This window comes from Micromonospora yangpuensis, from assembly GCF_900091615.1.
GTDB classification, from domain to species: domain Bacteria; phylum Actinomycetota; class Actinomycetes; order Mycobacteriales; family Micromonosporaceae; genus Micromonospora; species Micromonospora yangpuensis.
Window position 1 is genome coordinate 3,155,683 of the sequence record NZ_FMIA01000002.1, and the last position, 26,615, is coordinate 3,182,297.

Here is a 26,615-nt window from a genome sequence, read left to right on the forward strand (position 1 = left end):
CCATGCCGGTCAGCGAAGTACACCACGTGGCCATGACCGTCTCCGACGTCGACCGCGCCGCGGAGTTCTACGAGAAGGCGCTGGGCTACCGCCGGACCCTGCGTACCGACGTCGGCGGACCCGGCATCGAGGTGTCGTTGGGGCTGCCCGCCGGCACCACCGGTCGGGTCCAGTACCTGCAGGGCCCGAGTCAGGTCGGCCAGCTCGAACTGATCGAGTGGAACGGCACCCCGCGGCGCACCGCCACCGGCGGGCACCTGGAGCTGGGCCCGTTCCTGCTCAGCTTCGCGGTGCCGGTGGAGGAGATGGACGAGCTGCACCAGCGGCTGGTCGACCTGGGGGCCGAGTGCCTGACCACGCCGAACCGGGTGCTGCTGGAGAACTACGGCCACATCACCGCGTTCGCCGCCCGGGACCTCGACGGCAACCTGCTGGAGTTCGTCTCGTTGCCGTCCCGCGAGGAGATCCGCGCCCAGCGGCGCGAGGGCGGCCGCTGATGGCCGGCAGCAACTTCACCGAGCACCTGCGCCGGCAGGCCCTGCGCCGCGCCGACCACCAGGCCCTGGTCGACGGGGCGGACCGCTGGACCTACGCCGAACTGGACGCCGACGTCGACCGGTACGCCGCGGCGCTACGCGAGGCGGGCGTGGCCACCGGTGACCTGGTCGGCGTGCTGGGGCGCAACACCGGCCGGTACGTCCTGGAGCTGCTGGCGCTGAGCCGCCTCGGCGCGGTCTCGGTGCCGCTGAACTGGCGGCTGCACGCCGCCGAGCAGGCGTACGTCGTCGAGCAGGCGGGCATCACCGGGCTGCTCTACGACGACGACTTCGCCGACGAGGCGGCCCATGTGGCCGGTGCCACCGGGCTGCGGCTGCTGGTCGCCAACGAGACCCGGGTGGTGGCCGACGCCCGGCGGCTGGCCGACCTGCTCGCCGCCCAACCGGCCGGGGTGCGGGTGCCCGACGTCGAGCGCGGACCCGCCGACCTGCACCGGCTGCTCTACACCTCGGGCACCACGGCCCGCCCCAAGGGCGTGATGCACACCTGCGGCAACCTCACCGCCAACCACCTCGCGCAGATCCTCGAACTGGAGCTGACCCCGGCCGACCGGATCCTGGTCTCCGCGCCGCTGTTCCACGTCAGCGGCCTGGAGGCGCCGGGGCTGGCGGTCTTCGTGGCGGGCGCGACGATGGTGCTCACCCCGACGTTCCAGCCGGCCGACATCGCCCGGATCGCCGACGCGGAACGGATCACCGGGATGGTGCTCGCCGCGCAGATCCTCTTCGGCCTGCTCGACCTGGCCGAGCCGCCGGAGTTGGCCACCCTGCGGTACCTGCTCTTCGCCGGGGTCGCGCCGAGCGTGCGGCAGCAGGTCAAGCGCCGGCTGCCGCACGTGCGCCTGGTCGACACCTTCGGCATGACCGAGCTGTGCAACGGCGTCTGCTACCTCGACGCCGCCCACGAGGAGTCCAAGTTGGGCGCGCTCGGCGCGCCGTTTCCCGGGGTGCACATCCGGATCGTCGACGAGGACTTCCAGCCGGTCGCCCCGGGCGTCGAGGGGGAGATCATCGTACGGGGGGAGAAGATCTCTCCCGGTTACTGGCGCGACGACGAGGCGAACCGGCGGACCCGGCGCGACGGCTGGTTCCGCACCGGCGACGTGGGGCGGATCGACGCCGACGGCTACCTGTGGTTCGTCGACCGGCGGACCGACCTGATCAAGTCCGGTGGGGAGAACGTCGCCAGCGCCGAGGTCGAGCGGGTCCTGGCCCAGCACCCCGACGTGGCCGAGGTCGCCGTGATCGGGGTGCCGGACCCGCGCTGGGACGAGGTGCCGAAGGCGTTCGTCATCCTGCGCGAGGGCGCGACCACCACCGCCGAACAGCTGCGCGAGCACTGCCGGGCCGCGCTGGCCCGCTACAAGGTGCCCAGGTACGTGCAACTGGTGGCCACGCTGCCGCGCAACGACTCCGGCAAGGTGCTCAAGAAGGCCCTGCGCGAGGAGCCGGTGGTGCCCCGGTGAGCACCGCGAACATCGCCGCCATGCTGGCCGGTAACGCGCTCCGTTTCGGCGACGACGACGCGCTGGTCTTCGAGGACCGCCGGTGGACCCACCGGCAGCTCGACGTCGACGTCAACGCGCTGGCCGCCGGCCTGTCCGCCGAGGGGGTACGCCGGGACAGCCGGGTGGCGATCGTGGCGAACAACGTCCCGGAGTTCCTCCTCCTCTCCCTGGCGCTGGCGAAGCTCGGCGCGGTCTTCGTACCGCTGAACTACCGGTTGACCGCGGGGGAGCTGGCGCAGCTGATCGGCCATGCCCGGGTCGAGGCGGTCGCCACCGTTCCGGAGTACGCCGAGCTGACCGACGCCGCCCTGACCCGGGCCGGCGTGGCGGGGGTACGCCGGTTCGCGCTGGAGCCGATCGGAGAGCCGGCCGGTCGCCGGGGAGCAGGCGACGCGAGCTGGGTGGACCTGCGCTCGCTCGTCGCGGCCCACCGGGGCACCCGGGTCCCCGACGCCGAGCTGGACGACGGCGCGCTGCAACGGATCGTCTACACCTCCGGCACGACCAGCCTGCCCAAGGGGGTCCTGCTCACCCACGGCAACGTGAACATGAACATGCACGCCCAGGTCGTCGAGCTGGGGTTGCGCCCGAGCGACCGGATCCTCAACGTCGCGCCGCTGTACCACGTCGGCGGCACCGACCTGCCCGGCTACGGAATCTGGCACGTCGGGGGCTGCATGGTGCTGCAACGGCGGTTCGAGCCGGCGGCCGTCCGGCGGGTGATCGAGGCCGAGCGGATCACCGGGATGGTGCTGGCGGCGACGATGCTGGACATGGTCCGGCGGGCCACCGAGGTCGAGGCGGACCTCTCCTCGGTGCGGTGGGTCATCTACTCCCAGGTGACCTCGGCGTTGTTCGCCGTGGCGCGTGAGCTGTTCCCGCGGGCGCGACTGATCGAGGGCTACGGGCTCACCGAGACGTGCAGCGGGTTGACCTACCTGGACGCCGCGCACCAGGAGTCCAAGCAGGGCTCGGTGGGCATCCCGGTGCCGTGGGTGCAGGTCCGGGTGGTCGACCCGGACGGCCGCGACGTGCCGGTGGGCCAGGACGGCGAGGTGGTCGCCCGGGGTCCGAAGGTGAGCCCGGGGTACCTGGACGACCCGGCGGCCACCGCGGCGGCGTTCCGCGACGGCTGGTTCCACACCGGCGACGTGGGCCGGCTGGACGCCGACGGTTACCTGTACATCCGCGACCGGCTCAAGGACATGATCCGCAGCGGAGGGGAGAACATCTCCAGCGCCGAGATCGAGAACGTGCTGGCCGACCATCCGCTGGTGCTGGCCGCCGCGGTGGTGGGCGCGCCGGACCCGGTGTGGCAGGAGGTGCCGGTGGCGTTCGTGGTCGGCCGGCCGGGGCTGACGCCCGAGGACCTCATCGGGCACGCCCGGCGGCGGCTGGGTCGGTTCAAGGTCCCGAAGGAGGTCTACCTGGTACCGGAGTTCCCGACGAACCCGTCGGGCAAGGTGCTCAAGCGTTCCCTGCGTGAGCTGCGCGGCACGCTGCGGCCGGACTGGCGCTACGCCGGCAGTGCCGGCGACGCCGGCAGCGGGGGCTGACCCCGCTACCGGCGGGCGGTGCCGGCGGGCGCTACCGGCGGGCGGTGCCGGCGGGCGGTGCCGGCGGGCGCTACCGGCGGGCGGTGCCGGTGGCGTGGCGCAGCAGGGCCAGGGCGTGCACCAGGGCGAAGCGGCGGGTGCCCCGGCCCAGGTCGTCCCACGGCTTCTTCCAGGTCATCCGCTGGGCGAGCTGCCAGGCGGTGACGCCGCCGGCGGCGGGGTCCGCCCCGGCGGTGCCGGCGTGCAGGTCCGCCCCGGCCGTGCCGGCGTGAAGGTCCGCCCCGGCGGTGCCGGCGCGCCGGTCCGGCCCGGCCGCGTCGTGGGCCAGCTGCCGTACCGTGTCGATCTCGTCGCGGTGGAACGCGGCGAGCCGCTCGGCCCGGCCGGCGGGGTCGCGGTAGGGGTACTGGTGGGCCGGGCAGGCAATGGCGGCGCCGAGGTCGCCGATGCGCGCCAGCGAGTCGAACAGGTCCCGCGCCGGGTCGTCGTCGGCGCGGCTGACGATGGCGAGCTGGGTCGGCCCCTCGGCCATCATGGTGTCGCCGGTGAAGACCAGCCCCCGGTCGTCGAGGTAGACGGTGTGTCCGTAGGTGTGCCCGGGGGTGGGCACCGCGTGGATGGTCACGTCGCCGAAGCGCAGCGCGGTGGCGTCGGTCAGGGCCAGGTCCAGCGGCAGGTTCTCGTGGTGTTCGGCGACCGCGACGGCGTCGGCGTACATCGCCTCGACGACCGCGCGGGGTGCGCCGGTCAGCTCCAGCGCGGCACGCAGCTGGTCGAGGAAGGGCCCCCGGGTACGGTGCATCGTGGCGAAGTCGTCGGCGGCACCCATCACGATCCGCGCCCCGGCCACCTCGCGCAGCCGGGCGGCCAGCCCGACGTGGTCGGGGTGGTTGTGGGTGAGCAGGACCGTCGTGATGGCCTCGACCCGGTGACCGAGGGCGGCCACCGACTCGCGCAGCGACGTCCAGCAGCTCGGGTGGTCGTAGCCGGCGTCCACGAGGACCAGCCCGTCGGCGGTGTCGATCAGGAAGACGGTCACGTAGCGTAGCGCGCTGCCGTGCAGCGGAACGGGGACCGCCCAGACCCCGTCGACCAGCTCGGTGGTGGCCGGTACCTGGCGGGCGCGGTAGCTGGCGGCGTGTGCGTCGCTCACGGGTATGGACATCGTCGGGCGGCTCCCTTACTGTGAGACATCAACATACCGGATGGTCGGAATCAAACTCAAGGAGTCCGATGAGCGAGGAGCGGACCGGCTTTCGGCTCTGGGCAGCTGCCGAGCCCGACCTGTGCGCGATCGTGACCGCCGACGACCGGCGGATCTCCTACGGGGAGCTGTTCGCCGAGGTGAACCGGATCTCGCACGGCCTGCGCGAGCACGCCGGCCTGCGTACCGGCGACACGGTGGCCGCGGTCATGACCAACAGTGCGGGACTGGTCGCGCTCTACCTCGCCGCCATGCAGTCGGGGCTCTACCTGGTGACGCTCAACTACCACCTCACCGAGCCCGAGGTCGCCTACATCCTGGCCGACAGCGGGGCGAAGGTGGTGGTCGGCTCCGAGCGGGTGGAACACGTCGTGGTCGCCGCCGCCGGGAGCACCGCCGCCGGGAGCACCGACGGCATCCAGGTCTTCGTCGACGGCACCCCCACCAGCGACCGGGCCCAGCCACTGTCGGCGCTCACCGCCGGGCAGCCCGCGACCAGCCCCGAACAGACCCCGGCCGGGTCGCTGATGATGTACACCTCCGGCACCACCGGTCGGCCCAAGGGCGTCAAGCGGCCGTTGAGCGGTGTCGACGCGGACACCGGCGCGCTCACCTACACCTGGCTGTTCCGGGAGTTCGGGATGGAGCGTCCGGCCTTCGCCTCCTGGCTGGTCTGCGCCCCGATGTACCACTCGGCAAACATCACCGGCGCGATGGGCGCGCTGCACGCCGGCGGCACGATGGTGCTGATGGACGGCTGGACCCCGGAGGGTTTCCTGCGGCGGGTGCAGGACCGGCGGGTCACCGGGACCAGCATGGTGCCGACGCACTTCTACCGGCTGCTGCAACTGCCCCCGCAGGTCCGCGAGAGCTACGACGTCTCCTCGCTGCGCTACGTGCTGCACGGTGCCGCGCCCTGCCCCCGCGAGGTCAAGCAGCGCATCCTGGACTGGTTCGGCCCGGTGGTCTACGAGTACTACGGCTCGACCGAGGTGGGCACCACGGTCGCGAGGCCCGAGCAGTGGCTGGCCCACCCGGGCACGGTCGGGCGGCCCGCCTCGATCTCGACCCTGAAGATCCTCGACGAGCTGGGCAACGAGGTGCCCGCCGGGCAGACCGGCATCGTGTACATGCGCCAGGGCGACGACCGGGTCGAGTACCACAACGACCCGGGCAAGACCGACGGCGCGCGGCGCGACGGGCTGATGACCGTCTGGGACGTCGGCCACGTCGACGCCGACGGGTTCCTCTACATCACCGGCCGGGCGGCCGAACTCATCCTGGTCGGCGGGGTCAACGTCTACCCGGCCGAGATCGAGGCGGCGCTGCTGGAGCACGAGTGGGTAGCCGACGCCGGCGTGGTCGGGGTACCCGATCCGGAGTTCGGCGAGGTGCCCCAGGCGCACCTGGTCCTCGGTGAGACCGCGCCCGGTGCCGACGCCGCCCTCGCCGAGCTGCGCCGGCACCTCGCCGACCGGCTGGCCAAACCGAAACGACCGGTGTCCTACGTGGTACGCGACGCGCTGCCCCGGGACCCCAACGGCAAGCTCTACAAGGCCCGGCTCACGCCCCGTACGCAGGTGTCCGCGTGACCGGCACGGTGCACGACCCGGTGGGAGGTGGGCATGGACTTCGCTGACAGCGACACCGATCTGGCGTTCCGGCGCGAGGTCGGCGACTGGCTCGACGAGGCGCTGCGCGACGTGCCCGACCAGGAGGACCTGTCGCAGGACGAGCGCGAGCACTACTCCCGGGTGTGGCAGGACCGGCTCTGCGCCGGCGGCTGGGCCGGGCTGTCCTGGCCGGTCGAGCACGGTGGCCGGGGACTGGACGCGCTGGCCCAGGCCATCTTCAACGAGGAGGCCGCGGTCCGCGGCGCGCCGTACCCGCTCAACGGGGTGGGCATGATGCTGGCCGGGCCGACGATCATCGCGCACGGCACCGACGAGCAGCAGGCCCGGCACCTGCCCGGCATCCTGCGCGGCGACGAGTACTGGTGTCAGGGCTTCAGCGAGCCCGGTTCCGGCTCCGATCTGGCCAGCCTGCGTACCGCCGCGACCCGGGTGGACGGTGGCTGGCGGATCAACGGCGCGAAGATCTGGACCTCCAACGCGCACAACGCCTCCCGGTGCCTGCTGCTGGCGCGCACCGACACCGACGCGCCGAAGCACCGGGGCATCACCTACTTCCTCGCGCCGATGGACGCCTTCACCGTCCGTCCACTGGTGATGATCAACGGGGACACCGAGTTCAACGAGATGTACCTCGACGACGTCTTCGTGCCCGACGCCGACGTGCTCGGCGGGGTGGGTAACGGCTGGACGGTCGCGCTGACCACGCTCGCCTTCGAACGCGGCAGCATGGCGCTGAACCTGTGGGTCTGGGCCCGTCAGGCGGTGGACCGGGTCGTCGACCTGGCCGTCGCCCGGGGGATGGCCGACGACAGCGCCTTCGTCGACACCGTCGGGGCGTTGCAGTGCGACGCCGAGGCGGTCCGGATCGGGTCGATGCGGATGCTTGGCGAGAGCCGGGCCGGTGGCGTACCGGGGCCGGAGACCTCGGCGCTCAAGAGCCTGTGGGCCGGGGTGGTGCAGAACGCCAACCGGCTCGCCGTGCAGCTCGACGAGGCCGGGGGGGTGCTGCTGGACGGTGCCGGGGCCGCGGCCCGGATGCACCGGTACCTGCGGGCCCGCGCCCACACCATCGAGGGCGGCACGGAGGAAGTCCAGAAGTCGATTCTCGCGGAGCGGGTGCTGCACCTGCCCCGCTCACGCTGAGCGGAGTGGCCGCATGCGCGCGACCTTCACTGACGAACAACAGGACATCGGCCGGACCGTACGGTCGCTGGCCGCGGCCGAGCCGGGTACGGCACGCGCCGCGCTGAACGACGGGTGGCAGGCCCCGGCCTGCGACGGGCCGTTGCTGCGCGACTTCGGGCTGCTCGGGGTGCCCGAGTCAGCCGGCGGCATCGGATCCGGCCTGATCGACCTGCTCGTCGCCGTCGAGGCGCTCGGCGCGCAACTGGTGGCGAGCCGGTTCCCGGCCCACGCCGCAGCCGTGCAGCTACTCGTCGGTGCCGGTGGCACCGGGCCGGTGCCCGAGGAGGTGCTGGAGGGCCGTCGGGTGCTCACCACCGCCGTCGACGTGCCGGGTGCCGCCGGCTGGGCCGACCGGGTCAGCCCGGACCCGCTGGTGCGGACCCTGGTGCCGTACGCGGCGCAGGCCGACGGCTTCGCCGTGCTGGGCGCCGAGGGGGTCTGGACCGCCGGGTCCGCCGGGATCACCGCACGGCAGTCGGTCGACCCGTCGGTGCCGCTGTCGGAGGTCACCCTCACCGCACCCGCGCACGCCGACCCGGCGGGCGCCGGGGTGCGCCGGGCCGCCCTGGTGGTCGCCGCCGAGCTGTGCGGGGTGGCGCAGGGGGCGATCGACCTGGCCGCCGAGCAGGCCCGTACCCGGCAGCAGTTCGGTCGGGTGATCGGCTCGTTCCAGGGGGTCGCCTTCCAGCTCGCCGAGGCCCTCACCGCGCGCAAGGCCGCGTGGGACCTGACCCTCTACGCCGCCTGGGCGGTGGAGAACGACCGCCCGGACGCGGCGATCCAGGTGCACGCCGCGAAGGCGGCGGCGGGCCGGGCGGCGGTCTTCGCCGCCGAACGCTGCATCCAGGTGCACGGCGGGATGGGCATCACCATGGAGGCCGACCCGCACCTGTTCCTGCGCCGGGCCCTCGTGCTGGACGCCCGGTTCGCCGCCGGCTCCTGGCACCGGCGGCGTACCGGTGAACTGCGGATCCGGGATCGCCGGGCGGCATAGGGCCTGACCTGCGGAACTCTTGCAGGCCCGGCAGCAGACCAGTAACATACCGGCTGGTCGGAATAAACAAGGAGAAGCCGTGAAGTTCGGAATCATGAACCTGTTCCCGGTGGCCGACGGCGCATCCGACCACCAGGTGCTGCGGGACACCCTCGACGAGATCCAACTGGCCGACGAACTCGGCTTCGACTCGATCTGGCTGGCCGAGCACCACTTCTCGAAGTACGGCATCCTCGGCAGCCCACTGAACTTCGGCATGGCCGTGGCCGAGCGGACCACCCGGATCACCATCGGCACCGCCGTGCTCGTGCTGCCGCTGCACGACCCGCTGCGCCTGGCCGAGGACATCGCCGCGCTCGACGTGCTCAGCGGCGGCCGGGTCTCCATCGGCGTCGGCCGGGGCTACCAGCCCGCCGAGTTCGCCGGCTTCGGCATCCCGTTGGCCGAGTCCAAGCAGCGCTACCAGGAGACCCTGGAGATCCTGCGGTTGGCGCTGACCCAGGAGAGCTTCTCCTACCACGGCGAGATCTTCCACTACGACGACGTCACCACCTACCCCCGGCCGTTCACCCCCGGTGGCCCGCCGATCCTGCAGGGCACCGTCTCGCCGGACAGCTTCCGGGAACGCGGCGCCCGCGGCGAGTCGATCATCACCTCACCCAACTTCACACCGTTGGGCATCATGCAGAAGAACTTCAGCCTCTACCGGCAGGCCATGCGGGACAACGGCTTCGACCTCTCCGGCTACGACGTGCCGTTCATGCAGCAGGTCTGGTGCGGCGACGGCGAGGAGGGCCTACGGACCGCGGCCCAGGCGGCGATGAACTACTACAAGTCGGTCGGCAAGGTCATCCCCGGCTCGGAGGACGCCATCGCCCAGGAGAAGGCCTACTACGCGGCGGTGGCCAAGAACATCGAACTGCTGACCCTGGAGCAGACGCTCACCCACGGCGGGAACTTCGGCTCGCCGCAGCGGGTCATCGAGACCATCGAGATGCTGCGCGAGCAGCTCGGCATCAACCACTACATCGGCTGGCTGCGGATCCCGTCGCTGGACCGCAGGGCCGCCCTGCGGTCGATGGAGGAGTTCGCCGACAAGGTCATCCCGCACTTCCGGGCCCAGGACACCGCCGCCACCGACGCCGGCCGCACCGACGTTCCGGCGGTCGCCACCGAGGCGGTCGTCGGGTGAAGATCAGCTGCTTCCTGAGCGCCCAGTTCGACCCGTCGGCCTCCGCCGTCGAGGGCGTCGACGGGGTCCTGGCCCAGGCCGCCGCCGCCGAGGCCGCCGGCTTCCACGCCGTCTACCTCGGACACCACTTCCTGGCCCGCTCGGCGTTCGTCCAACCGATCCCGCTGGCCGGCTATCTGGCCCGGGCCACCAGCCGGGTCCGCATCGGCTTCGGGGTCCTGCTGGCGCCGCTGCTCAACCCGGTCGCCCTCGCCGAGGATCTGGCCAGCCTCGACGTGCTCTCCGGCGGCCGGCTCACCGTCGGCATCGGCGCCGGCTACCGCCGCCGCGAGACCACCGCCTTCGGCGTGGCCTGGGAGGACCGGCTGCGGCGGCTGCGCGAGTACGTGCCGATGCTGCGGGCGCTGTTCGCCGGCGAGACCATCGACATCGCCGGCAGCTGGGGCGAGGTCCCCGGCGCGTCGCTGGCCCTGCGCCCGGTGCAGCCCGGCGGCCCACCGATCTGGATCGGCGCGTTCGCCGAGCCGGCCATCCGCCGCGCCGCCCGCCTGGACGCCCCCTGGCTGATCGGCCCCAAGGGCGACGACACCGAACTCGCCCGGCTGCTCGGCATCTACCGCGCCGACCTGGCCGAGCGCGGCTTCGACCTGACGCGGGAGTACCCGATGAGCCGCGAGGCCTACCTCGGCGACAGCTACCGCGCCGCCGTCGCCGACGTCCGCCCCCACCTGCAACGCCAGTACGCCGGCTACAAGTCGTGGGACGACGCCCAGGGCATCGACCTCGACCGGTACCTGGCGCGGGACTGCCTGGTCGGGTCGGCCGACGAGATCGTCGAGAAGCTCCGGCGCTGGGAGAACGACCTCGGCATCACCGAGGTCTCGCTGCGCCACCAGTTCGTCGGCGTCGGCCAGGCCGAGGCGATGGACCAGCTCGCCCGCTTCGGCGCGGAGGTCATTCCCCGGGTCAGCACCCCGACCACCGCCGGTGAGGTGACCCGGTGAGCGCCGGCAACCTGGCCCGGATCCTGCAGGGCCGGGCGCTGGACCGCCGCGACGTGCCGGGCCTGCACGGCGAGGACGGCCGGTCGTGGACCTTCGAGCAGATCGACCTGCTCGCCGGCGGGGTCGCCGCGGCGCTGCGCGCCGAGGGCGTCGGCGCCGGTGACCGGGTCGCCTACTACCTGACCAACGGCCCCGAGACGGTCTTCTTCCTCTTCGGCGCCTGGAAGATCGGCGCCGTGCCGGTGACCGTCAGCAGCCTCTACAACGCCGCCGAACTCGCCGAGTCGGTGGCCAAGACCGACCCCCGGCTGCTGCTGGTCGACGACCGCCGCCCGGAGGTGGTCGCCGAGGTGCTCGCCGGGGCCCGGATCCCGCTGCGCAGCGTCGGGGAACCGCTGGCCGGCGTACCGTCGCTGCCCTGGCGGCAGGAGGTCGTGGTGCCGCCGGTCGAGGTCGACCCGGCGGCCGAGGCCTGCATCCTGTTCACCGGCGGCACGACCGGGCGGCCGAAGGCCGTCAGCGTCACCCACGGCGGCACCCGGGAGTCGCTGATGCGCCTGGCCCGGGTCAGCACCGGCAGCGACTCCGAGGGCACCGCCGCGCCCGGGGCCAGGCCGAACCTCATCGCGTTGCCGCTGTTCCACAGCGGCGGCCAGCACTCGCTGCTCTTCGCGTTCTTCGTCGGCCGGCCGGCGGTGGTCTGGGAACGCTTCGGCGTGGACCGGCTCGCCGACCTGATGGAGCGGTTCGCCTTCGACAACTTCTTCTTCCTGCCCACCATGGTCTTCGACATCGTGCACGCCGAACGGGACCTGCCCTTCGCCGGGGTGAAGTCGGTCCTGGTGGCCGGCCAGGCCATCTCCTGGCCGGTCCGCCGCGCCTTCGAGCAGCGCTACCGGGTACCCATCCTGGTCAACTACGGCTCCACCGAGGCCGGGCACATCGCCGGCTGGACCGGCCGGGACATGAAGGAGGGCCGGTGGAAGCCCGGCTCGGCCGGTCGGGTCTACCCGGGGGTGGAGCTGGAGATCCGCGACGAGGCCGGCGCCGCCCTACCTACCGACGCCGAGGGCGAGGTGGTGGTGCGCTCCGCGCTGACCCGGGGGTACGTCGACGACGCCGAGGCCTCCCGGGACCTGGTCCGCGACGGCTGGGTGCACACCGGCGACATGGGCTACGTCGACGCCGACGGGGTGCTCTTCCTGGTCGGCCGGAAACGGGACATGATCAAGTGCGGTGGGTTCCAGGTCTGGCCCGAGGAGATCGAGGACGAGTTGCGCGGGCATCCGCTGGTGCGCGACGTACGGGTGCTCGGTCGACCCGACGACCGGCTGGGGGAGATCCCGGTGGCGCTGGTGGTCCGCGCGTCCGACGACACCGTCACCGACGCCGACCTCACCGCACGCCTGGTCGCCTTCGCCCGGGACCGGCTGGCCCACTTCAAGACCCCCCGGCGGATCGAGTTCGTACCCGAACTGGAACGCAGCAGCACCGGTAAGACCAGCCGCGCAGCGGCCCCCCTGCCGGAGGCCGTTGAGCCCAGCCGCGCAGCGGCTGTGTCGGCGGAGACGGGGGGTGGGCGATGAGGTTCGGCATCATGGCCTCGCACCAGTACCCGCACGGTGACGACCTCGGCCGGCACCTGGACGACCTGTTCGGCACCGTCGAACTCGCCGCCGAGCTGGGCTACGACTCGGTGTGGACGATCAACCACTTCCAGTCCAACCTGGCCACCCCGCAGCCGATCTCGATGCTGGCCAGCCTGATCCCCCGCTCCGGCGACATGATGCTGGGCACCGGCATCCTGCTGCTGCCGATGTTCCATCCGGTGCACATCGCCGAGGAGTTCGCCACCCTGGACCACCTCTCCGGAGGTCGGGTCGTCCTCGGCGTCGGCGCGGGCTACCGGGAGAACGAGTTCGCCGCCCTCGGCGTCGACCCGGAGAGCCGGTTCCGGCGTTTCGACGAGAGCCTGCGGCTGATCCGGGCGCTCTGGAGCGGCGAACGGGTCGACCACGACGGCGAGTTCTACCCGCAGACCGACGCCACGATCGGCATCCGGCCGCTGACCCCGGGCGGTCCGCCGATCTGGATCGGCGCCGGCGGCAAGAAGGCGGTCCGCCGGGCGGCCCGGCTCGGTGACGCCTGGTACGCCCCGGGCAACTCGCCGAGCCGCCGGTTCCTCCCCGAGCACCTGGCCGTCTACAACGACGCGCTTGCCGAGTACGGCCGGGACCCGGCATCCGTGCAGCGGCCGGTCGGGGTGGAGCTGTACTGCGCCCCGAGCACCGAGCAGGCAGTCGCCGAGGCGCTGCCGCACGCCCGGGTCGAGTACTCGACCTACGCCGAGTACCCGGCGCTGCGCTGGCAACGGGACCGCTTCGACGACCTGGTCCGCAACACCCTGCTGCTGGGCTCGCCGGAGTTCCTCGTGGAACGGATCTCCGCCCTGCGGGACCTGGGCTTCGACCATCTCATCTTCCGTCCCGGGTGGCTGGGCATGCCCACCGAGAAGCTCCGCGCCTCGCTGCGGCTCTTCGCCACCGAAGTGATCCCCGCCTTCCGTACCCCCTGACCTAAGGAACCGCCGTGAAGAAGACCGAAGCCGAGCTGCTGGAGAACCAGTGGGACGTCGAGAACATGGAGGTCGACCCCGAGGTCCTGGCGAGGTACGTCCGGTACGACGTCGACGAGCAGCGGGCCGTCGCGACCATCACCTTCGACCGCCCCGAGCGGCTCAACGCCATCCCGGTGGCCGCCTTCGAGCGCGTCGGTGACCTGGTGAAGGAGGCCGAGACCGACGACCGGGTCAAGGTCATCGTCTTCAAGGGCGAGGGTGAGCACTTCGGCACCGGCGCGGACGCCGCCGAGTTGGGCCACTACATCGGCTACAAGACCGGCACCGACAAGGCCTCGCGCCGCCGGCCGGCGCAGCGCCAGCGGATCCTGCCCGACCGCAACGTGCTCAGCTCCGGCTTCACCCGCCCGATCATCGAGTCGCTGAAGGCGACCATCTGCCAGGTGCAGGGTTACTGCTACGGCGGCCACTTCCAGATCGCGCTCTCCGCCGACATCGTGATCGCCTCCCCGGACGCCCGCTTCACCCACCCGGCGTTCCGGTACCTGGGCCCCGCGCCGCAGGACATGTACCACTGGATCGAGAAGGTCGGCCTGACCACGATGAAGGACGTCATGCTGACCATGCGGGCCATCGGCGCCGAGGAGGGCGAACGCAAGGGCCTGGTCACCAAGGTCGTCGAGCGCGACGAGCTGCAGCGCTGGGTCGACGACTACGCCGACGCGATCGCGGTGATGCCGCTGGACTCGCTGATGATGGGCAAGTCGATGATGCAGGTGGTGATGGAGGCCCGGGGCAAGGGCCTGGGCGCGATGACCGGCTGGGTCGGGCACGGCTGGGCCACCAACGTCAGTTTCGAAGACGGCGACTGGAACTTCCTCAAGGAGCGCCGGGAGAAGGGCATCGGCCAGGCGCTGGCCGACCGGGACCGGCTGGTCGCCCCGTACTTCCGGCTCAGCGACACCCGGTCGCGGGAAGAGTAGGCCCGGCGTGAGGTTCGGCATCCTGCTCGACCACCAGTACGCCCCCGGCGACGACCTGCGGCGACGCCTCGACGAGACCGTCGAGTACGTCCAGCACGTCCGCGACCTGGGCTACGACTCGGTGTTCGGCATCCACCACTACCTGTCCTCGCTGAGTACCCCGCAGCCGCTGCCGCTGCTGAGCCGCCTCGTCGACCACTCCGGGACCATGCAGCTGGGCACCGGCATCCTCATCCTGCCGCTGGGCCACCCGGTGCACTGGGCCGAGGAGATCGCCACCATCGACCAGATGTCCGGCGGCCGGTTCGTGCTCGGCATCGGCTCGGGCTACCGCGACGTCGAGTTCTCGGCCTTCGGCATCGAACGGCGGACCCGGGTCTCCCGGATGACCGAGGCGCTGGAGGTGATGCAGCAGCTGTGGACCGGCGAGCCGGTGCACCACGAGGGCAAGCACTTCACCCTCGACGGGGTGCGGTGCAGCGTGCTGCCGGTGCAGCGACCGCACCCACCGGTCTGGGTGGGCGCGAACGGCCCGACCGGCATCGCCCGCATCGCCCGGCAGGGACTGCCCTGGCTGGCCCCGTCCAACGTCCGCCGCAACTGGGCGGTGGGTAACCTGACCGACTACCGCGAGCAGCGGCGGGCGGCCGGTTTCGACGAGCGGGACGCGGTCTTCCCGATCCACCGGGACCTCTGCGTGGCCGACTCCGCCGACGCCGCGTTCGCCGTCGCCGGTGACGCGGTGAAACGCTCCTACGGCGAGTACGTCCAGTACGGCATGGACTTCTTCGAGTCGCAGTGGGACGCCATCAAGGCCAAGGCGCTCTTCTTCGGCTCACCCGACGACATCGCCGCGAAGATCCAGGACTTCGCCGACGCCGGCTTCAACCACTTCGTGTTCCGCGCCCAGTGGCTCGGCCTGCCGATCGAGCGCTCCGTCGAGATCGTGGAACGGTTCGCCCGCGAGGTCATGCCGAGGTTCCGGCCATGAGGATCGGACACGTGATCGTCCCCGCCGCCGACCTGGACGCCCAGCTCGCCTGCTACACCGCCCTCGGGCTGACCGTGAAGTTCCGCGACGGTGACCGGTACGCCGCGCTCACCGACGGCACCGTCACCATCGGCCTCGCCGACGCCTCCCAGCAACCCGTGGCCGGCCGTACCCTGCTCGGGGTCGCCGTGGACGACCTGGACGCCACCCTCGCGCAGCTGGTGGCGGCCGGCGCCACCGCCGCCGAACCCGTGGTCGGGCCGCACGAGCGGCGCGCCGTGGTGACCGACCCGGGCGGCAACCCGTTCGTGGTCTACCAACGCCTGCCCTGATCCTCCGGCCGGTACGAGAGAAGGAACCCCATGACCATCAGTGACGCGCTGCGCGGCCGGACCGTCGCCGTGCTCGGCGGCACCGGCCCGCAGGGCCGGGGGCTCGCCCGCCGTTTCGCCGCCGCCGGACTCGACGTCGTCCTCGGCTCCCGGGACGCCGACCGGGCGGCGCAGACCGCCGCGGCCCTGCCCGGCCGGGTCCGGGGGGCGGACAACGCCGACGCCGCCGCGGCCGGCGACATCGTCGTGGTGGCCGTCCCCTTCGACGGCCACGCCGACCTGCTCACCGCGCTCGCCCCGACGCTGGCCGGCAAGATCGTGGTCGACTGCGTCAACCCGCTGGGCTTCGACAAGCAGGGCGCCTACCCGTTGACCGTCGCCGAGGGCTCCGCCGCCCAGCAGGCCGCGGCCATCCTCACCGACTCGACGGTGGTCGGGGCGTTCCACCACGTCTCGGCGGTGATCCTGGAGGACCCCGACCTCGACCAGGTCGACACCGACGTCCTCGTGCTCGGTGACGACCGGGCGGCCACCGACCTGGTCCAGGACCTGGCCGCGGTCATCCCCGGCGTGCGGGGCGTCTACGGCGGGCGGCTGCGCAACGCCCACCAGGTCGAGGCGTTCACCGCCAACCTCATCGCGGTCAACCGGCGGTACCGGGCCCACGCGGGCCTGCGCGTCACCGACGTCTGATCCGCCCCCGCAGCAGAAGGAGCACCCCCGATGGACCTCGCCCGTACCGTCGCCATCGTCACCGGCGCCGCCTCCGGCCTCGGCGCGGCCACCGCCGCGGCCCTGGCCGCCCGGGGCGCCACCGTCCACGGCTTCGACCTCGGACCCGCCGTCGCCGCCGCCGAGGCCCCACCCGGCGTGCGGTACGTCGAGGTCGACGTCACCGACGCGGCGGCGGTCCGGGCGGCGGTCGCCGACGCGGCAGCCGGCGACGACCCGCTGCGGACCGTGGTCAACTGCGCCGGGATCGCGCCGTCGCAGCGGATCCTCGGCAAGCGCGGCAGCCACGACCTCGACCTGTACGCCACCGTGGTGCGGGTCAACCTGATCGGCACCTTCACCGTGCTGACCCTGGCGGCCGAGGCGATCGCCCGGACCGCGCCGGACCGGCACGGTCAGCGGGGGGTCATCGTCAACACCGCCTCGGTAGCCGGCTACGAGGGTCAGATCGGCCAGGCCGCGTACGCCTCGTCCAAGGGCGGGGTGCTCGCGCTGACCCTGCCGGCCGCCCGGGACCTCGCCCCGCACGGCATCCGGGTGATGACCGTCGCGCCGGGCATCATGCAGACCCCGATGATGGAGACCGTGTCACAGGAGTACCGGGACGGCCTCGCCGCCGGCGTACCGTTCCCCAGCCGCTTCGGCACCACCGGGGAGTACGCCGACCTGGTGTTGGCCATCATCGGCAACGACTACCTCAACGGCGAGGTCATCCGTCTCGACGGCGCGCTCCGGATGGCACCACGCTGACCGGCCGCCAGGGGTGCACCGGCACCCCCGGCACCTCCACGTCCACCACGAAGAGCGCACCGGCCGCCGGGTCGCCGCCCGGTTCCCGGCCCAACGCGCTGGTGGTGACGAAGAGGGTCCGCCGGTCCGGTCCGCCGAGCGCGACACTTGTCGGCCGGCGTACCGGCAGGGCGATCTCGTCGGTCAGCTCGCCGTCGCGGGACCACCGACGCACCATCGCGCCGTCGAAGAGCGCGACCCAGACGCCGCCGTCGGCGTCCACGCACATCCCGTCGGGGCTGCCCGGCGCGCAGGCGGCCACCTCCCGGGGTGCGGTCCAGCGATCGTCGGCCCCCCGGCGGTACTCGCGCAGCAGCCCGGTGGGGGAGTCGACGAAGAGCACCCGCCGGTCGTCGAGGAACTGCTGGCCGTTGCTGACCGTGGTGCCGGCCAACGCCACCTCGATGCGGCCGTCCGCGCGCAGGACGAACACGTCGCCCCGCCCCGGCGCGGTGTCGTAGGCCATCGTCCCGACGAAGAGGGTGCCGTCCGGGGCACACCCGCCGTCGTTGCTGCGTACCCCGTCGGCCAGCGGCAGCTCCCCGACCCGCTCGGGGTGCCCCGCCCCGACCGTGCCGGTCCCGGTGCCGACCGTGCCGGTCCCGACCGGCCCGGTCCGGTCCGGGTCGGCACCGGCGGTCAGGTCCACCCGCCAGAGGGTGCGCTCACCGACCACCAGGTGGTCGGCCGCGCCGGCGATCGGCCGGACGAACGCGGCCACCGGATCGGGGACCTCGACCGCGGTGGTCCGGCCGGTCAGGTCGGTGAGCAGCACCCGCCCGGCGAGCATGTCGACCCAGACGAGTCGGTCCAGCCGGTCGTCCCAGATCGGGCCCTCGCCATGGTGCGCCACCGGCTCGGTGAGCATCCGTACGGATCCGGTCACGCTGTCTGGCTCCTTCGTCGGTGGTCGAGCCGGGCCGGGGCGGATGCCCCCTCGGCGGTGAGTAGTTTTCCACTCCACCGTGCGCCGGCTGATCCCGACACCTCCCCGGAGGGGAACCCGCGTGGGCCTGTGGCGGCCCGCACGGGTTCCCGGTCGTCCGGTCAGCGGTAGCTGAGGTCGGCGGAGGAGTAGAGGCAGTTGGTGCCGTCGGCGCCGGTGCCGACCTGGGTGGGCTCGTTGCCGCTGTTGTTGCCGTTGTACTTGCGGCAGATCACCATCGACCGGCTGGCGTCGTTGACGATGGTGATCTGGGAGAACCGGGCGGTGTCGCCGTAGTTCACGTTGATGCCGGCCACGGTGTTGCCCGGGCGGGTCAACGTGATGTTGCGCAGGACGACGTTGCGCCGGTGCTGGGTGGAGCAGTTGCCGCAGGAGCGGTAGAAGGTGCCGAAGTTGGTGGCCTGGAAGTTCTGGACGGTCAACGTACCCGGGCCGTTGTGTTGGAAGACCTTGTCGCTGGCGCTGCGGGCGCCGCCGCCGTCGACCAGGAAGGTGGGTGAGCCGCTGCCCCGGAAGGTGGCGGCGTCCTCGCCCACGTCCTCCCACCACACGTTGCGCAGCGTGCACGGCCCGGCGCAGTGCACGCCGTCACCGGCGGGCGCGCCGATGATGACGTTCTGCAGGGTGGCCCCGGCGGCGAGCCGGAACATCGGGTCCTGGCTCTCCTCCTGACTGCCGTCGCCGATGCAGCAGTAGCGGCGCAGCCCGCCGTCGAGCGTGCCGGAGACCTCGATCGTGCCGTTGACGTTCACCTGACCGGTGGGGGTGGGCCAGGCACCGGTCGACGGCGGGTTGGTCGGCGGTGGGGTGAAGGGCGGAGTGGTCGGTGGCGTGGTGGGCGGTGCGGTCGGGTTGGTGCCGCCGGTGCAGGTCACGCCGTTGACCGCGAAGCTGGTCGGTGCCGGGTTGCTGGTGTTGTTCCAGCTGCCGTTGAAGCCGAACGAGGTCGAGGCGTTGGTGGCGAGGTTGCCGTTGTAGCTCTCGCTGGCGGCCCGGACCGTGCTGCCGCTCTGGGTGACGGTGGCGTTCCAGGCCTGCACGACCGTCTGGCCGGCGGTGAACGACCAGGTGACCGTCCACGAGGTGAGCGGGTCGCCGACGTTGGTGAGGGTGACGTTGGCACCGAAGCCGCCGGACCACTGCGAGGCGACCGTGTAGGTGACCCGGCAGCCGACGGCTGCCTGGGCGGTGCCCGCCGTGGCCACCACGCCGGCGGCGGCCAGGGTGGCTGTTGTCGTGGTGAGGATGAGCAGCGCCCGGTGGCGCCGGCTGTGTCGCATGTTGTTCTCCTGCTGCTGGGAGGGGCCCACGGGCCGTCCCGGCATCCGCTGCCCGACGGACACCGACGCGGCGGGACCTGGACCGTGCCCGGACGCCCGTCGGAGACGGGACCTGCGCCGCCGGCCCGGACAAGCGCTTTCCCAGCGAACAACATATCGATGATCGTTGCAATGGCCCGTCGCGGGATCAGCCGTCGATGCGGGTGATGTTGCGGATCTTGTTCGCCGCGTCCAGGGCCGCCACCTTGTACGCCTCGGCCAGGGTCGGGTAGTTGAAGACCGCGTCGACCAGGTAGTCGATGGTGCCGCCGCAGCCCATCACCGCCTGTCCGATGTGCACGATCTCGGTGGCGCCGGTGCCGAAGACGTGTACGCCGAGCAGCCGGCCGTCGCTGGGCGAGACGAGCAGCTTCAGCAGCCCGTACGAGTCACCGACGATCTGGCCCCGGGCCAGCTCCCGGTAGCGGGCGATGCCCACCTCGAACGGCGTCGAGCTCTCCGTCAGCTGCTCCTCGGTCCGGCCGACGAAGCTGATCTCGGGGATGGTGTAGATGCCGATCGGCTGCAGCTCGTGCATTTCGCGGACCGGCTCGCCGCAGGCGTGCTGGGCGGCCAGCCGGCCCTGCTCCATCGAGGTGGAGGCCAGTGCGGGAAAGCCGATCACGTCGCCGACGGCGTAGATGTTCGCCACACTGGTGCGGTAGTTGGCGTCCACCGTGATCCGGCCGCGCCGGTCGGCCTCCAGGCCGGCCGACTCCAGGGCCAGGTCGTCGGTCTGTCCCTGGCGGCCGGCGGAGTACATCACGGTGTCCGCGACGATCTTCTTGCCGCTCTTGAGCACGCACAGGGCCGCCGTCTGGTGCTTCTCGACCGAGGCGACCTCCTCGCCGAAGCGGAACGTCACGGAGAGGTCGCGCAGGTGGTACTTGAGGGACTCGACGACCTCCTCGTCGCAGAAGTCGAGCATCTTGTCCCGCCGCTCCACCACGGTGACCTTGGTGCCGAGGGCGGCGAACATGGAGGCGTACTCCATCCCGATCACCCCGGCGCCCACCACGACCATGCTGCGCGGCACGGCCTGCAGGTTGATCACGCCGTCGGAGTCGACGATGGTCCGGTCGTCGAAGTCGACGCTGTCCGGGCGGGCCGGGCGGGTGCCGGCGGCGATGATCGCCTTGTCGAAGGTCACCCGGGACTCGCGGCCGGAGTCGCCGTCGACCAGGATGGTGTGGTCGTCGGCGAACCGGCCGGTACCGGTGATCATCGAGACCCGGTTGCGGGCCAACTGGTTCCGGATGACGTCGGTCTGCCGGCTGATCACGTGCTGGGTCCGGGCGGCCAGGTCACCGACGGTGATCTCGTCCTTCACCCGGTAGCTGCTGCCGTACAGGTCGCGTTGGCTCAGGCCGGTCAGGTAGAGCACGGCCTCGCGCAGCGTCTTGGAGGGCACGGTGCCGGTGTTGATGCACACCCCACCGAGCATGTCGCGGCGGTCGACGATGCCGACCCGCCGGCCGAGCTTGGCGGCGGCGATCGCCGCCTTCTGACCACTGGGTCCGGAGCCCAGCACCAACAGGTCGTAGTCATACACGCCCGACAGCCTCGCAAGATGCGGCCACTCGCGCCAGTGGAGCGGTCGGCGTCACACCACGGCACCGGCGGGACAACCACGACATAGGTCGGACAACCAGTCTGTTTCGCTCGCGTTGACCAGGGTAGCGGGTGGGGCAGTGGCCGTAGCCACCAGCAGTGCCCGGCAGCGATCGCATGGAGGTACCCGTCCAGATGGATTCCCGTAAGCCCGCCAAGGTGGTCAAGGACGCCGTGGAGAAGGTCGTCGACGTGCTGACCCCGGACATTCCCGGTGCTCCGGGCAGTGCGCCTCCGACGCTTGAGGAGCCGACGACGCCCCGCGAGCCGTTGCCCCCGAAGAAGGAGCAGGGGTCCCCCGAGACCGTCACCCCGACCGGCGCGCCCACCGGGGTCCCGGCGGTCGCCAAGGGCCAGCAGGGCGCGTACCTCACCACCGCGCAGGGGGCGCGGCTGCGCGACACCGACCACTCGCTGAAGGCCGGGCCACGCGGACCGACGCTGCTCCAGGACCACCACTTCCGCGAGAAGATCACCCACTTCGACCACGAGCGCATCCCGGAGCGGGTCGTGCACGCCCGCGGCGCGGGGGCACACGGCGTGTTCAAGGCGTACGGCACCGCCACGGCGGTCACCCGGGCCGGCTTCCTGGCCAAGGACCACGAGACCGACGTCTTCGTCCGGTTCTCCACCGTCCTGGGCTCGCGAGGCTCGGCCGACACGGTGCGCGACACCCGGGGCTTCGCCACCAAGTTCTACACCGAGGAGGGAACCTTCGACCTGGTCGGCAACAACATGCCGGTCTTCTTCATCCAGGACGCCATCAAGTTCCCCGACATCATCCACGCCGGCAAGCCACACCCGGACCGGGAGATCCCGCAGGCGCAGAGCGCGCACGACACCTTCTGGGACTTCGTCTCCCTGCACACCGAGGCGCAGCACCACACCATGTGGAACATGTCCGACCGGGGCATCCCGCGGTCGTACCGGACGATGGAGGGCTTCGGGGTCCACACCTTCCGCCTGATCAACGCCGCCGGTGAGACGGTGCTTGCCAAGTTCCACTGGAAGCCCCGCCTCGGCGTGCACTCCCTGGACTGGGAGGAGGCGCAGCTGATCAACGGCATCGACCCGGACTTCCACCGGCGAGACCTCTACGACGCCATCGAGGCCGGCGCGTACCCGGAGTGGGAGCTGGGCATCCAGGTCTTCCCGGACACCGAGGAGGAGACCTTCGCCGGCATCGACCTGCTCGACCCGACGAAGATCGTGCCGGAGGAGCTGGCCCCGGTGCAGCCGGTCGGCCGGCTGGTGCTGAACCGTACGCCGACGAACTTCTTCGCCGAGACCGAGCAGGTGGCGTTCCACCTGGGGCACCTGCCGCCGGGCATCGACGTCACCAACGACCCGCTGCTGCAGGGCCGACTCTTCTCCTACGTCGACACGCAGCTGACCCGCCTCGGCGGGCCGAACTTCTCGCAGATCCCGATCAACCGCCCGCACGCGGCGGTCAACGACATGCTGCGCGACGGTTTCCACCAGCATGCCGTGCACGCCGGGGTCGCGCCGTACCGGCCGAACTCGCTCGACGGGGGCAACCCCTTCCCGGCCGGCGACGCCGAACACGCGTTCCTCGACGTGCCGGTGACGGTGGCCCAGGCCCCCAAGGTACGGGCGAACCCGGCCTCCTTCGACGACCACTTCAGCCAGGCCCGCCTGTTCTGGCTGAGCATGTCGCTGGTGGAGCAGGAGCACATCGTCCGCGCCTACACCTTCGAGCTGGCCAAGTGCTACCACCAGGCGATCAAGGAGCGCCAGCTGCAGTGCCTGGCCAACATCGACCCGGTGCTCTGCGCCCAGGTCGCCGCCGGGCTGGGCCTGCCCGCGCCGCAGCCCACCGAGCCGCTGGCCGACGTCGCGCCAAGCCCGGCGTTGTCGCAGGTCGGCCGGGAGTGGCCGGCCGACGGTCGGCTGGTCGGGATCGTCGTCGACGGCGACAGCGACCTCGACGGGGTCAGCGAGGTCCGGCGGGCGGTCTTCGCCGCCGACATGGTGCCGCTGCTGATCGCCCCGCACGGCGGGAAGCTGGGGGAGCTGCCGGTGCAGCGGACCTTCGCCACCGCCCGGTCGGTCGAGTTCGACGTGGTCCTGGTGGCGGCGGCACCGCCACCGGCGCCGGACGCGTTGGCCGCCCGGGACGCCAAGGCGGGCGCGGCCAGCTCGGTCACCGTGGATCCCCGGGTCCTGCTACTGGTCCAGGAGGCCTGGCGGCACGCCAAGGCGATCGGCGCATGGGGGACCGGTGCCGCCGTGCTGGAGCAGGCGGGGCTGACCGGCACGCCCGGCGTCGTCACGGGCGACTCCGCTCCGGAGGTGCTCGCCGAGGTGCAGCAGCTGCTCGCCGCGCACCGGGTGTGGCAGCGGTTCCCCACCTCGCTCGGCTGAGTTCCACCCACCGGGGCCGCCCTCGCGCACCGTCGCGCGGGCGGCCCCGGTGGGGGCGGGCCGCCGACGGGCGCGGGACGGGTCAGGCGAAGCGGCTCGGGTCGCCAGCGCCGACCCGGACGATCTCGGGCTCGCCGTCGGAGAAGTCGATCACCGTGGTCGGCTCGGTGCCACAGTCACCGGAGTCGACCACCGCGTCGACCACATGGTCGAGGCGTTCCTTGATCTCCCAGCCCTGGGTCATCGGCTCGGGGTCGCCGGGCAGCAGCAGGGTGCTCGACAGCAGCGGCTCGCCCAGCTCGGCCAGCAACGCCTGGGCGACGGTGTGCGCGGGGATGCGGACGCCGACGGTCTTCTTCCGCGGGTGCAGCAGCCGACGCGGCACCTCCCGGGTCGCCGGGAGGATGAAGGTGTAGCTGCCCGGGGTGGCCGCCTTCACGGCCCGGAACACCGCGTTGCCCAGGTGCACGAACTGGCCCAGTTGCGCGAAGTCGCGGCACACCAGGGTGAAGTGGTGGCCGCTGTCGAGGTGGCGGATCTCCCGGATCCGGTCCATGCCGTCCTTGTTGCCCACCTGGCAGCCCAGCGCGAAGCACGAGTCGGTCGGGTAGGTGATCAGGCCGTCCCGGCGGATCAGGTCGACCGCCTGACCGATCAGCCGGGGCTGCGGGTTGTCCGGGTGCACGTCGAGGTACTTCGCCATGGTCGGAAGCTTAGGCCGACCCGTGCGGTGTCAACTTCCCGACAGTGCCCGCCCGACGGTGCGGGTAGAAGCCCATCGTTGTCCGCATGGTCGTACGCATCAACCGCCGCTCCGACCCGGGCCTGCTCCAGCATCCCCCGATGCCCGGCACCGTACAGGCCACCGTGCTGATCTTCGCGCTGCTGGCCCTGCTGTTCGCACTCGCGACGGTGCACCGGCTGGTGGCCGAGGACGGCTCACTCGGTGCCGCCGGGTTCTTCGCCGCGATGGCCGGGGCCAGCACACTGGTGACGGTCGCCCTGGCCGGCCGGCGACGATGGGCGGCGTACCCGACGTACGTGGTGACGATCCTGCTGGCGACCGCCTCGCTCGGGCTGTTCGGCGCGATCACGATCGTCGGCCTGGGCCTGCTGGCCTGGGTGGTCTTCGCGCTGAGCACCCGGGCGGCCCGGGACTGGCTCAGCGGTCGCCGCCGCCTGCGCTGACGGTGGCCAGCGGTGCCGCCGGTCGGCGTCGCCCGCACCGGCCCGTGGCCGCCGAGCGAGGGGGTCGCGGCGACCCGGGGCCGTCGGGGTGCCCGCCGCGCCGCCGAGGTCGCCGCACGCGGTCCGCGCCGCCCTACTCCGCGCCGGAGTTCTCCGCCGCCGGCTCCGCCTCGGCCGCCCGGGGAGCGGTCACCTCGGCGGTGGGGCCGGTCGCCTCGACGGTGGCCGGGTCGGCGGTCTTCGGGCGTGCCCAGGAGAACTCGATCTCGACCGAGAACTCGTCCTCGTCCTCCTGCTCGATCTCCAGCTCGCAGTGCACCTCGTCGGCCACGGCGATCGTGCCGGCAGCGCCGTAGAAGATCTGACCGGTGCTCTCCAACTGGCTCGCCACCTGACGCAGCCAGGCGGCCAGATCCGCCCGGGACACGGTCCGGGCGTCCTCGTAGATATCCATTCCGGAATGCTCTCATCCCGAGATCATCGGGCCGGTCCCGGGCTGCCGTCGGCACTCACCACCGCGACGTCGCCGCCGTCGGGATTCACCACCGCGACGTCGCCGACGTCGGGATTCACCGTCGCGCCGGCCACCCCGCCAGGACGGCAGATAACCCCACCCGGTCCCGGGCGGGATCCGGCGCCGGCCGGGGCGTCGCCGTCGGGGTCCGGTCGAACCGGGGCGCCGGGGCGGGCTGGCGGACGCCGCCGACCTCGACGAAGGTGTGTCGGGCGGCGTTGTGCGGGTGCCGGTGCGCCTCGGTGGGCGTGAGCACCGGCGCGACGCAGGCGTCCGAATCGGCGAAGACCCCGGTCCACTCGTCCCGGGTACGCGCGGCGAAGCGCTCGGCGAACCGGCGGCGCAACTCCGGCCAGCCGGCGCGGTCGTACTGGTCGGGCAGGTCGGCGGCGTCGGCCAGGCCGAGCCCGGTGAGCAACGCGGCGTAGAAGGCCGGCTCCAGCGCGCCCACCGCCACGAACCGGTCGTCGGCGGTGCGGTACGTGTCGTAGAAGGGCGCGCCCCCGTCGAGCAGGTTGTGCCCGCGTGGCGCCGACCACTGGCCCGCGTCGACCAGCCCGTGCAGGAACGTGGTGAGCAGCGCCGAACCGTCGACCATCGCGACGTCGACCACCTGCCCCACCCCGGAGCGTTCCCGCTCCAGCAGCGCGGCCAGCACCCCGGTGACCAGCAGCATTCCGCCGCCGGCGAAGTCACCGAGCAGGTTCGCCGGGGCGTACGGGCGGTCGCCGGCCCGCCCCAACGGCTCCAGCGCGCCGGCCACCGCGATGTAGTCGATGTCGTGACCGGCCCGGGTCGCCAGCGGCCCGTCCTGGCCCCAGCCGGTCATCCGGGCGTACACCAGCCGGGGGTTGCGGTCCCGGCAGACCCGCGGGCCGAGGCCGAGCCGTTCGGCGACCCCCGGCCGGTACGCCTCGACCAGCACGTCGGCGCGCTCCACCAGGCGCAGCAGGTCCGCCACGCCGGCCGGGGACTTCAGGTCGAGCACGACGGCACGTCGACCGCGCTGCACCGGTCCGGTGGCCCCGGGGGTCAACCGGCCCACAACCGGGCCACCGGGACGGTCGACCCGGACCACGTCGGCGCCGAGGTCGGCCAGGACCATGCAGCCGAACGGCGCCGGTGCCAGGCTGGCCAACTCCACCACCCGTACCCCGGCCAGCGGGCCGGTCGCCCCCGGACGGGGTGGGGAGCAGCCCCGGTCGTGGCGGTCCGTGGTGCGGTGGTGCCCGGCGTCCGGCGACATGACTCCAGCTTCACCGGCCGCTGCCGGGCTGTCACCTCGGCGCAGTGACCAGGCTCCGCACGGGTGACGACTTTGGTGGGTTTCCTGCCGGACTTCCGCCATCTGACAACACCGGCTGGCCGTAGTGGTATCAGATGGCGTCGATGTGTCTCCGTAAGGGTGTCCAT

At 72.4% G+C, this 26,615-nt stretch carries 24 protein-coding genes; 17 read left to right on the forward strand and 7 right to left on the reverse strand.

Annotation, left to right across the window (positions count from 1 at the left end; genetic code table 11):
- The first annotated feature begins 2 nt into the window (after positions 1-2).
- Genes GA0070617_RS14395 through GA0070617_RS14405 form a run of 3 tightly spaced genes read left to right on the forward strand, consistent with a single transcriptional unit; the run spans position 3 to position 3,621 of the window.
- Positions 3-497, forward strand: a complete 495-nt coding sequence (locus GA0070617_RS14395; RefSeq protein ID WP_091437640.1) for a VOC family protein — start codon at positions 3-5, stop codon at positions 495-497.
- Positions 497-2,023, forward strand: coding sequence for a class I adenylate-forming enzyme family protein (locus tag GA0070617_RS14400; protein WP_091437644.1), 1,527 nt, complete (start codon positions 497-499; stop codon positions 2,021-2,023). The genes GA0070617_RS14395 and GA0070617_RS14400 overlap by 1 nt, the downstream gene beginning before the upstream one ends.
- Positions 2,020-3,621 carry a class I adenylate-forming enzyme family protein gene (locus GA0070617_RS14405; protein ID WP_091437648.1) on the forward strand — a complete coding sequence of 534 codons (1,602 nt, stop codon included), beginning with the start codon at positions 2,020-2,022 and terminating at the stop codon, positions 3,619-3,621. The genes GA0070617_RS14400 and GA0070617_RS14405 overlap by 4 nt, the downstream gene beginning before the upstream one ends.
- Positions 3,622-3,691: 70 nt before the next feature.
- Here GA0070617_RS14405 and GA0070617_RS32030 read toward each other — a convergent pair whose 3' ends face one another.
- Positions 3,692-4,786 carry an MBL fold metallo-hydrolase gene (locus tag GA0070617_RS32030; RefSeq protein WP_091437651.1) on the reverse strand — a complete coding sequence of 365 codons (1,095 nt, stop codon included), beginning with the start codon at positions 4,784-4,786 and terminating at the stop codon, positions 3,692-3,694.
- A gap of 68 nt (positions 4,787-4,854) precedes the next feature.
- Here GA0070617_RS32030 and GA0070617_RS14415 point away from each other — a divergent pair, with 68 nt between their 5' ends.
- The 12 genes from GA0070617_RS14415 to GA0070617_RS14470 all read left to right on the forward strand — a co-directional run bounded on the left by GA0070617_RS14415 (position 4,855) and on the right by GA0070617_RS14470 (position 17,200).
- The gene (locus tag GA0070617_RS14415) at positions 4,855-6,417 is read left to right on the forward strand and encodes an AMP-binding protein (protein ID WP_091437655.1); all 1,563 of its coding nucleotides are present in this window, start codon (positions 4,855-4,857) and stop codon (positions 6,415-6,417) included.
- A 33-nt stretch (positions 6,418-6,450) separates the two neighbouring features.
- A complete protein-coding gene (locus GA0070617_RS14420; RefSeq protein ID WP_091437658.1) occupies positions 6,451-7,602 on the forward strand; it encodes an acyl-CoA dehydrogenase family protein in 1,152 nt (383 codons plus the stop codon).
- A 13-nt stretch (positions 7,603-7,615) separates the two neighbouring features.
- The gene (locus GA0070617_RS14425) at positions 7,616-8,638 is read left to right on the forward strand and encodes an acyl-CoA dehydrogenase family protein (protein ID WP_091437662.1); all 1,023 of its coding nucleotides are present in this window, start codon (positions 7,616-7,618) and stop codon (positions 8,636-8,638) included.
- Positions 8,639-8,717: 79 nt separating this feature from the next.
- Entirely contained in the window at positions 8,718-9,830 is a 1,113-nt protein-coding gene (locus tag GA0070617_RS14430; protein WP_091437664.1) for an LLM class flavin-dependent oxidoreductase, read from the forward strand.
- Entirely contained in the window at positions 9,827-10,834 is a 1,008-nt protein-coding gene (locus GA0070617_RS14435; protein ID WP_175440538.1) for an LLM class flavin-dependent oxidoreductase, read from the forward strand. The genes GA0070617_RS14430 and GA0070617_RS14435 overlap by 4 nt, the downstream gene beginning before the upstream one ends.
- Positions 10,831-12,420: a class I adenylate-forming enzyme family protein gene (locus tag GA0070617_RS14440; protein ID WP_091437668.1), complete on the forward strand. Its 1,590-nt coding sequence runs from the start codon at positions 10,831-10,833 to the stop codon at positions 12,418-12,420. The genes GA0070617_RS14435 and GA0070617_RS14440 overlap by 4 nt, the downstream gene beginning before the upstream one ends.
- The gene (locus GA0070617_RS14445) at positions 12,417-13,409 is read left to right on the forward strand and encodes an LLM class flavin-dependent oxidoreductase (protein WP_091437671.1); all 993 of its coding nucleotides are present in this window, start codon (positions 12,417-12,419) and stop codon (positions 13,407-13,409) included. Before GA0070617_RS14440 ends, GA0070617_RS14445 begins: the two co-directional genes overlap by 4 nt.
- 14 nt (positions 13,410-13,423) lie before the next feature.
- Positions 13,424-14,395, forward strand: coding sequence for an enoyl-CoA hydratase/isomerase family protein (locus GA0070617_RS14450; protein ID WP_091437676.1), 972 nt, complete (start codon positions 13,424-13,426; stop codon positions 14,393-14,395).
- 7 nt (positions 14,396-14,402) lie between these two features.
- Complete coding sequence (locus tag GA0070617_RS14455) at positions 14,403-15,386, forward strand: LLM class flavin-dependent oxidoreductase (protein WP_091437679.1); 984 nt, start codon at positions 14,403-14,405, stop codon at positions 15,384-15,386.
- Positions 15,383-15,718 (forward strand): VOC family protein, encoded by a 336-nt coding sequence (locus GA0070617_RS14460; protein WP_091437682.1) that lies wholly within the window; start codon positions 15,383-15,385, stop codon positions 15,716-15,718. Before GA0070617_RS14455 ends, GA0070617_RS14460 begins: the two co-directional genes overlap by 4 nt.
- Positions 15,719-15,748: 30 nt before the next feature.
- Positions 15,749-16,411: an NADPH-dependent F420 reductase gene (gene npdG, locus GA0070617_RS14465; protein ID WP_091437686.1), complete on the forward strand. Its 663-nt coding sequence runs from the start codon at positions 15,749-15,751 to the stop codon at positions 16,409-16,411.
- 30 nt (positions 16,412-16,441) lie between these two features.
- Positions 16,442-17,200: an SDR family NAD(P)-dependent oxidoreductase gene (locus tag GA0070617_RS14470; RefSeq protein ID WP_091437689.1), complete on the forward strand. Its 759-nt coding sequence runs from the start codon at positions 16,442-16,444 to the stop codon at positions 17,198-17,200.
- Here the strand turns inward: GA0070617_RS14470 and GA0070617_RS14475 are convergent.
- The 3 genes from GA0070617_RS14475 to sthA form a co-directional block, all read right to left on the reverse strand.
- Entirely contained in the window at positions 17,160-18,125 is a 966-nt protein-coding gene (locus tag GA0070617_RS14475; protein WP_091437692.1) for an SMP-30/gluconolactonase/LRE family protein, read from the reverse strand. The genes GA0070617_RS14470 and GA0070617_RS14475 overlap by 41 nt on opposite strands.
- A 161-nt stretch (positions 18,126-18,286) precedes the next feature.
- Positions 18,287-19,465, reverse strand: coding sequence for a pectate lyase (locus tag GA0070617_RS14480; RefSeq protein WP_139135665.1), 1,179 nt, complete (start codon positions 19,463-19,465; stop codon positions 18,287-18,289).
- Between the two features lie 187 nt (positions 19,466-19,652).
- Entirely contained in the window at positions 19,653-21,056 is a 1,404-nt protein-coding gene (gene sthA, locus GA0070617_RS14485; protein ID WP_091437699.1) for a Si-specific NAD(P)(+) transhydrogenase, read from the reverse strand.
- 194 nt (positions 21,057-21,250) lie between these two features.
- On the opposite strand from sthA, the gene GA0070617_RS14490 reads away from it, so the two are divergent.
- Positions 21,251-23,500 (forward strand): catalase, encoded by a 2,250-nt coding sequence (locus tag GA0070617_RS14490; protein ID WP_091446409.1) that lies wholly within the window; start codon positions 21,251-21,253, stop codon positions 23,498-23,500.
- A gap of 82 nt (positions 23,501-23,582) precedes the next feature.
- Here GA0070617_RS14490 and GA0070617_RS14495 read toward each other — a convergent pair whose 3' ends face one another.
- Positions 23,583-24,203 carry an L-threonylcarbamoyladenylate synthase gene (locus tag GA0070617_RS14495; protein ID WP_091437701.1) on the reverse strand — a complete coding sequence of 207 codons (621 nt, stop codon included), beginning with the start codon at positions 24,201-24,203 and terminating at the stop codon, positions 23,583-23,585.
- 86 nt (positions 24,204-24,289) lie between these two features.
- On the opposite strand from GA0070617_RS14495, the gene GA0070617_RS14500 reads away from it, so the two are divergent.
- Positions 24,290-24,688 carry a hypothetical protein gene (locus tag GA0070617_RS14500; protein ID WP_091437704.1) on the forward strand — a complete coding sequence of 133 codons (399 nt, stop codon included), beginning with the start codon at positions 24,290-24,292 and terminating at the stop codon, positions 24,686-24,688.
- A gap of 133 nt (positions 24,689-24,821) precedes the next feature.
- Here the strand turns inward: GA0070617_RS14500 and GA0070617_RS14505 are convergent, their stop codons facing one another.
- Both GA0070617_RS14505 and GA0070617_RS14510 read right to left on the reverse strand, forming a co-directional pair.
- Positions 24,822-25,142 carry an amphi-Trp domain-containing protein gene (locus GA0070617_RS14505; RefSeq protein ID WP_091437708.1) on the reverse strand — a complete coding sequence of 107 codons (321 nt, stop codon included), beginning with the start codon at positions 25,140-25,142 and terminating at the stop codon, positions 24,822-24,824.
- A gap of 115 nt (positions 25,143-25,257) precedes the next feature.
- On the reverse strand, positions 25,258-26,448 hold the full coding sequence (locus GA0070617_RS14510; RefSeq protein WP_091437711.1) for a CaiB/BaiF CoA transferase family protein: 1,191 nt from the start codon (positions 26,446-26,448) through the stop codon (positions 25,258-25,260).
- Between the last annotated feature and the right edge of the window lie 167 nt (positions 26,449-26,615).

Excerpts from the sequence above, each read along its gene's own strand:
- GA0070617_RS14395 (WP_091437640.1), top strand. The coding sequence starts at position 3 with ATGCCGGTCAGCGAAGTACACCACGTGGCCATGACCGTCTCCGACGTC.
- GA0070617_RS14400 (WP_091437644.1), top strand. The coding sequence starts at position 497 with ATGGCCGGCAGCAACTTCACCGAGCACCTGCGCCGGCAGGCCCTGCGC.
- GA0070617_RS32030 (WP_091437651.1), bottom strand. The coding sequence starts at position 4,786 with ATGTCCATACCCGTGAGCGACGCACACGCCGCCAGCTACCGCGCCCGC.
- GA0070617_RS14415 (WP_091437655.1), top strand. The coding sequence starts at position 4,855 with ATGAGCGAGGAGCGGACCGGCTTTCGGCTCTGGGCAGCTGCCGAGCCC.
- GA0070617_RS14420 (WP_091437658.1), top strand. The coding sequence starts at position 6,451 with ATGGACTTCGCTGACAGCGACACCGATCTGGCGTTCCGGCGCGAGGTC.
- GA0070617_RS14425 (WP_091437662.1), top strand. The coding sequence starts at position 7,616 with ATGCGCGCGACCTTCACTGACGAACAACAGGACATCGGCCGGACCGTA.
- GA0070617_RS14445 (WP_091437671.1), top strand. The coding sequence starts at position 12,417 with ATGAGGTTCGGCATCATGGCCTCGCACCAGTACCCGCACGGTGACGAC.
- GA0070617_RS14460 (WP_091437682.1), top strand. The coding sequence starts at position 15,383 with ATGAGGATCGGACACGTGATCGTCCCCGCCGCCGACCTGGACGCCCAG.
- npdG (WP_091437686.1), top strand. The coding sequence starts at position 15,749 with ATGACCATCAGTGACGCGCTGCGCGGCCGGACCGTCGCCGTGCTCGGC.
- GA0070617_RS14470 (WP_091437689.1), top strand. The coding sequence starts at position 16,442 with ATGGACCTCGCCCGTACCGTCGCCATCGTCACCGGCGCCGCCTCCGGC.
- GA0070617_RS14480 (WP_139135665.1), bottom strand. The coding sequence starts at position 19,465 with ATGCGACACAGCCGGCGCCACCGGGCGCTGCTCATCCTCACCACGACA.
- GA0070617_RS14490 (WP_091446409.1), top strand. The coding sequence starts at position 21,251 with ATGGATTCCCGTAAGCCCGCCAAGGTGGTCAAGGACGCCGTGGAGAAG.
- GA0070617_RS14495 (WP_091437701.1), bottom strand. The coding sequence starts at position 24,203 with ATGGCGAAGTACCTCGACGTGCACCCGGACAACCCGCAGCCCCGGCTG.
- GA0070617_RS14500 (WP_091437704.1), top strand. The coding sequence starts at position 24,290 with ATGGTCGTACGCATCAACCGCCGCTCCGACCCGGGCCTGCTCCAGCAT.
- GA0070617_RS14505 (WP_091437708.1), bottom strand. The coding sequence starts at position 25,142 with ATGGATATCTACGAGGACGCCCGGACCGTGTCCCGGGCGGATCTGGCC.
- GA0070617_RS14510 (WP_091437711.1), bottom strand. The coding sequence starts at position 26,448 with ATGTCGCCGGACGCCGGGCACCACCGCACCACGGACCGCCACGACCGG.